Below are 6454 nucleotides of genomic sequence, written 5' to 3' on the forward strand. Positions count from 1 at the left end.
CACCCCACCACCCGTGACCGCCGGCCCCGGCACGAAGGCGGGCGGGGAGAGGAAGACGGCCGGTCCTGTTCCCGTTCCGGGAGTCCCACTGCCTGGGTCTTGCTGCCTAGGAGGCGTCGTTCTCGTCGACCAGCGTGCCGTGCAGGCCCCGGATGTGCTCCTCCACCAGGTCCGCCGCCTCGGCTCCCTGCCCCCGGCGCACCAGCCGCAGCAGCCGCGCGTGCTGGGCGTTGAGGGCACCCGACGTCGCCGGCCAGTCCTCGGCGTCCTCCAGGGCCCGCAGGATCAGCGGGCGGACCGATTCGCGCACCGCCGAGGTGAGGGTGGAGGTGAGCGCGTTGCCCGAACTCCCGGCGATCAGCACATGGAAGCGGGTGTCGAGATCGTTGAATTCGGCGACGTCCACGTCCGGCTCGCCCATCCGCCGGACGAGCTCCTCCGCCGTGTCGAGGTCCTCGGCCCCGGCGTGCCGGGCGGCGGCCTCCCAGCTCGACCGCTCCAGAACGACCCGGGCCTCCAGCACGTCGTGCAGACTGTAGCTGCCGAGCGCGAAGTGCAGGCGCAGCAGACGGCCGAGGGCGTCGTCCGGGTTGCGCACGATGCGTGCCCCGGAGTCCGGGCCCCGGCCCGGCTGGGCGACCAGGACACCGATGGTCTCCAACACCCTGAGCGCCTCGCGCAGCGCGGACCGGCTGACGCCGAGCACCGGCGCGAGCTCCCGCTCGGGCGGCAGGCGGTCGCCCGCCTTGAGTTCTCCCGCGAAGACCCGTTCCTCGATGCTCTGGAGAACGAGCTCATGGGTGCGGGACTGCCGTACGGGTTGCCACTCGACGGGCATCCGCTACTCCCTGCTCCGGGCGATACGCATGCCCCGACTATGTCACACAGGACATGTGGTCGGACCAAAGCGGCCCATGGCGGACCGGGTCCCGCGCGGCGGCTCAGCGGGGTCGGGGGGCGCTGTTCCGTGGCCTGGGGCGCTGCGGGTCGAGGAGCTGGCCCGCCATCCCGGCCACGACGAGCCCGGCGGCGATGAGGAGGCCGTGGCCGATGACGATGCCGGTCAGCAGCCCCACGACTCCGATGGTGAGCCACAGCCATGTCCCGCTGGGGCGGTGACGCGGGGCGTCCCGTCCCGGCGTACCGGCGCGTTCGGGGCTGTCACTGCCGATGCGGTGGTCCTTCAGGCCGCGCGGCCGCTCGTCGTAGTGGGGCATGGTGACTCCCTCCCGGATCAGAACCCGTTGGGCCCGGACTCCATGGTCCGGGCGTGCGGGTGCCCGGGGCCATAGGGGTTGACACCCATCTTCGGGGGGTGCCGCCATGCAGACGGGATCACCGGGGACCGGGCACAGCCGCACCCCCGACCCCGACCGGCGATAGTGGAGGCAGTCACCACCCGTGTATCCGTCCGAAGGAGGCCGTGCGGTCTTGTCCCTGTTCTGGCGCATCTTCCTGCTCAACGCGGCGGTGCTCGTCGCCGCCGGGGCACTGCTGCTGCTCGGCCCGATCACCGTGTCCGCCCCTGTGGTGCTGACCGAGGCCCTGATCCTGGCCGGTGGCATGACCCTGATGCTCGGCGCGAACGCGCTGCTCCTGCGGCTGGGCCTCGCGCCGCTGCAGCGGGTGACCCGGGCGATGACGACCACGGACCTGCTGAGCCCGCGGCCGCGCCTGGAAGTGGCCGGCGAGGGGGAGGTAGCGGCCCTGATCGAGACGTTCAACAGCATGCTCGACCGCCTGGAGGCGGAGCGCGCGACCAGCAGCGCCCGGGCTCTGGGGGCCCAGGAGGCCGAGCGGCGCAGGGTCGCGCAGGAGTTGCACGACGAAGTGGGCCAGACCCTGACCGCGGTTCTGCTGGAACTGAAGCGGGTCACGGGTCACGCCCCGGAGCCCCTGCGGGACGAGCTGGCCCAGGTCCAGGAGATCACCCGGGGAAGCCTGGACGAGATCCGCCGCATCGCGCGACGGCTACGCCCCGGGGTGCTGGAGGAGTTGGGCCTGGTCAGCGCCCTGACGGCACTCACCACCGAGACACCGACCCCGCACGGGCTGACGATCAGACGGCGGATGGAGAGGGATCTGCCCCCGCTCGGCGAGGAGGCGGAACTCGTCGTCTACCGCATCGCCCAGGAAGCGGTCACGAACACCGTCCGGCACGCCCGGGCCACCCTGCTCGAACTCTCCCTGACCCGCGGCCCCGACGGCGTACGCCTGCGGATCCGCGACGACGGCCGCGGCCTCGGGGACACCCCCGAGGGCGCCGGCCAGCGCGGCATGCGCGAACGCGCCCTGCTCATCGGCGCGACACTCACTCTCGGTACCGGTGCGGCGGGCGGCACGGACGTACGCCTCGACGTGCCCGTACGGAACGGAAGCTCCTGACCATGCCCCACGCCCCCACCGGGTCCGGGAAGACCCGCATCCTCCTGGCCGACGACCACGCCCTGGTCCGCCGCGGCGTGCGGCTGATCCTCGACGGCGAACCGGACCTCGAGGTCGTCGCCGAAGCGGGTGACGGCGCCGAGGCGATCGAGAAGGCACGCGAGGAGCGGCCCGACCTGGCCGTCCTCGACATCGCCATGCCACGTCTGACGGGACTTCAGGCGGCCCGTGAGCTGTCGCGGGTCATGCCGGAGCTGCGGATCCTGATGCTCACCATGTACGACAACGAGCAGTACTTCTTCGAGGCGCTGAAGGCGGGTGCCTCCGGCTTCGTGCTGAAGTCCGTCGCCGACCGGGACCTGGTCGAGGCTTGCCGGGCGGCCATGCGCGACGAGCCGTTCCTCTACCCGGGGGCGGTCACCGCCCTCATCCGGAACTATCTGGACCGGGTCAGGAACGGGGGCGACGTACCGGACCGGGCGATCACCGAGCGCGAGGAGGAGATCCTCAAGCTGGTCGCAGAGGGCCATTCGTCGAAGGAGATCGCGGGCATGCTCGTGATCAGCGTCAAGACGGTCGAGCGGCACCGGGCCAATCTGCTGCAGAAGCTGGGGCTCCGGGACCGCCTGGAACTCACGCGTTACGCGATCAGGGCCGGGCTGATCGAACCGTAGGACCTCCGGCCCCGGTCGCGGTGGGCGCGTCGGCCCGGGTGCGTGACCACGGCCACCCTGTGCGTTTCATACGTTTCTCAGCGAGTGCGCCTACGGTGCTCTCGTGACCCAGACGACCCCGCCCGGCTGGCATCCAGACCCCGGGCACTCAGGAATCGGCCCCGCCCAGGAACGCTGGTGGGACGGGAGCCGTTGGACCGACCAACTCCGGATACCTCCCGCGACGGTCAGGCGCCGTCGCATACGCATCGGTGCGGGTGTCGCCGCCGGTGTCGTCCTCCTCGCGGCCGTCGGTGGCGGCGCGTACGTGCTGGGCGACAGTTCCGACGACCGTACGGACACCACGGCCGACGCCCCCTCAGATCCTTCCGGCCCGTCCGGGAGCCCTCGCCTCCCGGGCACACCTGACGGCGGCGGGCAGGACGGCGGGCAGGGGGAGATCCCCGACCAGCAGATGCCGCAGACCGAGGACGGGTACGCCACCGACCTGGCCAGCGGGATCAGTATCCCCGTGCCCGACGGATGGACCGGGCAGTCCGGGCCCATCGGCGCCGGACTGACGACGGGCGAGTACGCCTGCCCTGGCGACGAGAGCCAGAAGTGCGTGCGCGGCGGGGTGTTCTCCGCACCGGCGCAGGCGCTTGAGGTCGAGGCGACCACGGCGAAGGCGGCGGCCGAGGGCGACATCGAGACCAACGCCGAGGAGTCGTACGGCGAGAAGATCTACGGCGGGATCACCTCGCACGAACAGCTGAAGTCCGAGGCGGTCACCGTGGCCGGACAGAAGGGCTACCGGGTGCGCTGGAAGGTGGTGACGAAGAACGGCGACGACGGCTACGTCGAGTCGCTCGCCTTCCCCTCCCCTCGCTCCGCGGAGACACTGGTCGTCGTCCGGTCCGGTTTCGACGTCAACGACAAGGCGCCGAAGCTCTCCGTGTTGGACGACATCACCGAGGGCATCAAGAAAGCCTCCGCTGCGGCCGGCTCGGGCCAGGACACCTGATCCGACCTCGTCGCCTTCGCCGCCGTGCGGGACACACTCCGGCACGGCGGCCGGGCCGGGCTCCGTAACCGGGTCCCGGCCCCTGTCGGTTCCGGACACTCCACCGGCCGGCGCGCTTCCGCACCGGTAGGCCGGCCGACGGCATGCCCGAACACGCCGGAGACGTGCCTTCTGCCAGTGGCAGAACACCGGCCCGACCCCGCTCGACGATCACTACAGTCCAGGCTCATGACGACAGTTACGACGCGCACGGTCGAATACGCGGCCGACGGCCTGACGATGATCGGGCACCTCGCGCTCCCGGCCGGTGTCGAGCACCGGCCCGCGGTCCTGGTCGGGCCCGAGGGGGTGGGACTCAGCGACGTCGAGCGCCGCCGGGCCGATGCGCTCGCCGAGCTGGGATACGTGGCGCTGGCCTTCGACCTCCACGGCGGGCGGTATCTGGGCGACCCTGAGGAGATGCTGGCCCGTTGCATGCCGCTGCTCGCCGACCCCGACCGCATGCGAGGCATCGGCCACGCGGCGCTCGACGTGCTCCGCGCCGAGCCGCGGACCGACCCCGACCGGATCGCCGCCGTCGGCTACGGCACCGGGGGCGCCATCGCGATGGAACTCGGGCGCGACGGCGTCGACCTGCGCGCGATCGCGACAGTCAACGGGCTGACCGCCGGCCGACCAGGCGAGACGGCGCGCATCAACTGCCCTGTGTGGGCCGGGGTCGGGTCGGAAGACCCGATCATGCCGCCCGCGCTGCGGGACGCGTTCACCGCCGAGATGCAGGCTGCGGGCATCGACTGGCGCTTCGTGGTGTACGGCGGCGCCTTGCACGCCTTTCATCACCCACCGGTCGACCACATCCTGCTTCCCGGGGTCGGACATCACCCTCAGCACGCCCAGCGAGCTTGGCGGGACGTCGTCGACCTGCTCGCCGAGTGCCTGCCCGTAACGGGGTGATCTGGGCAGGCTGAGGTTCGTTCACAGGCTCTGACCTCGACTCCGGCCTCCGCCTGTAGCTGAGGTGCCGGGAGCGAGGGAGTGGGCCACGCTCCGAGTGTGAACGCACCGAGGCGAATGCCGCGCGCTGGTCGGACACCACCCCGCAGATGCCAAGAGCGCCACCGAGTACCAGGACGTGGGCGCGTGGACCTTCACGCACCTGTTCACCGGCGACGGTGACGGTGACGGTGAGGGTGACGGCTCCAAGATCCTCTGCCTGTCGATGATCGACCACGAGGGCAGGTCCGGCACAGCGGCGAAACTGCCGACGCTCGAACTTCACGGCGAGCAGTTCGTGAACCGCGTCGACGCGATCGGCGACGACATGACGTCCTTCGCACCCCGCTTCGGTGCTGTACAGAGTGACCCAGCCGGCCACTGACCGCTGACCGCTCGGCGGCTCGGGAGGGCCGTCCCTCTTGGGTGGCCTTCGTCCTTTCCGCGTCACCGCGACCTCAGGTTCGGCGCAGACGCCGCGGTTCGGCCGGAGGAACGGGCGCCACGGCCTGCGTCCGAAACCGTCCGGCGCGCGCGACCCGTCCCGCTTCCCTCGGTTTGGTACCTTTCACTGGACACGAAAATCGATCGGATGTTCGTTTTTGGGATTTCCGACACGCCCGTTGTCGGCAGTAGACGCTCACGTCTCCGACGTGCGGCGTGCCACTCAATCGGACCGGGTGAAACGCATGGCAGGAACCGACCACGAAAAGGCGCTGGACACCGCGCTCGCACAGATCGAGCGGAAGTTCGGCAAGGGTGCGGTGATGCGTCTCGGTGAGCGGCCGAACGAGCCCATCGAAGTGATCCCCACCGGGTCGACCGCTCTGGACGTGGCGCTCGGCGTGGGTGGTCTGCCGCGCGGCCGCGTGGTGGAGGTGTACGGACCGGAGTCCTCCGGCAAGACGACGCTGACGCTGCACGCCGTGGCGAACGCGCAGAAGGCCGGCGGCTCGGTGGCGTTCATCGACGCGGAGCACGCTCTGGACCCCGAGTACGCCAAGAAGCTCGGCGTGGACACCGACAACCTCATCCTCTCCCAGCCGGACAACGGCGAGCAGGCGCTGGAGATCGTCGACATCCTGATCCGTTCCGGCGCGATCGACCTGATCGTGATCGACTCCGTCGCGGCCCTGGTGCCCCGTGCGGAGATCGAGGGCGAGATGGGCGACTCGCACATGGGTCTGCAGGCCCGCCTGATGAGCCAGGCGCTCCGCAAGATCACCAGCGCGCTCAGCCAGACGAGGACGACGGCGATCTTCATCAACCAGCTCCGCGAGAAGATCGGTGTGATGTTCGGCTCTCCGGAGACCACGACCGGTGGCCGGGCGCTGAAGTTCTACGCCTCGGTGCGTCTGGACATCCGGCGTATCGAGACGCTGAAGGACGGCACCGACGC

General features: G+C 70.8%; 8 protein-coding genes. 6 read left to right on the plus strand and 2 right to left on the minus strand.

The window, feature by feature from the left end; all coding sequences use genetic code 11:
* Positions 1 to 106: 106 nt before the first annotated feature.
* Together ABT001_RS35540 and ABT001_RS35545 are read right to left on the minus strand one after the other, a co-directional pair.
* Positions 107 to 838 (minus strand): FadR/GntR family transcriptional regulator, encoded by a 732-nt coding sequence (locus ABT001_RS35540; RefSeq protein ID WP_351285795.1) that lies wholly within the window; start codon positions 836 to 838, stop codon positions 107 to 109.
* Between the two features lie 103 nt (positions 839 to 941).
* On the minus strand, positions 942 to 1217 hold the full coding sequence (locus ABT001_RS35545) for a hypothetical protein (protein WP_351285797.1): 276 nt from the start codon (positions 1215 to 1217) through the stop codon (positions 942 to 944).
* A 214-nt stretch (positions 1218 to 1431) separates the two neighbouring features.
* On the opposite strand from ABT001_RS35545, the gene ABT001_RS35550 reads away from it, so the two are divergent.
* The 6 genes from ABT001_RS35550 to recA form a co-directional block, all read left to right on the plus strand.
* Positions 1432 to 2385 (plus strand): HAMP domain-containing sensor histidine kinase, encoded by a 954-nt coding sequence (locus ABT001_RS35550; RefSeq protein WP_351285799.1) that lies wholly within the window; start codon positions 1432 to 1434, stop codon positions 2383 to 2385.
* Between the two features lie 2 nt (positions 2386 to 2387).
* On the plus strand, positions 2388 to 3059 hold the full coding sequence (locus ABT001_RS35555; RefSeq protein ID WP_351285800.1) for a response regulator: 672 nt from the start codon (positions 2388 to 2390) through the stop codon (positions 3057 to 3059).
* Between the two features lie 103 nt (positions 3060 to 3162).
* Positions 3163 to 4062: a DUF2510 domain-containing protein gene (locus tag ABT001_RS35560; RefSeq protein WP_351285802.1), complete on the plus strand. Its 900-nt coding sequence runs from the start codon at positions 3163 to 3165 to the stop codon at positions 4060 to 4062.
* Between the two features lie 228 nt (positions 4063 to 4290).
* Positions 4291 to 5016 carry a dienelactone hydrolase family protein gene (locus tag ABT001_RS35565; protein WP_351285803.1) on the plus strand — a complete coding sequence of 242 codons (726 nt, stop codon included), beginning with the start codon at positions 4291 to 4293 and terminating at the stop codon, positions 5014 to 5016.
* A gap of 178 nt (positions 5017 to 5194) precedes the next feature.
* Positions 5195 to 5440 (plus strand): hypothetical protein, encoded by a 246-nt coding sequence (locus tag ABT001_RS35570; RefSeq protein WP_351285804.1) that lies wholly within the window; start codon positions 5195 to 5197, stop codon positions 5438 to 5440.
* 304 nt (positions 5441 to 5744) lie between these two features.
* Positions 5745 to 6454 (plus strand): recombinase RecA (recA, locus tag ABT001_RS35575; RefSeq protein WP_351285806.1); only part of this gene is annotated, 710 nt, incomplete at its 3' end.

This window comes from Streptomyces sp. NPDC002793, assembly GCF_040295485.1.
Lineage (GTDB): Bacteria > Actinomycetota > Actinomycetes > Streptomycetales > Streptomycetaceae > Streptomyces.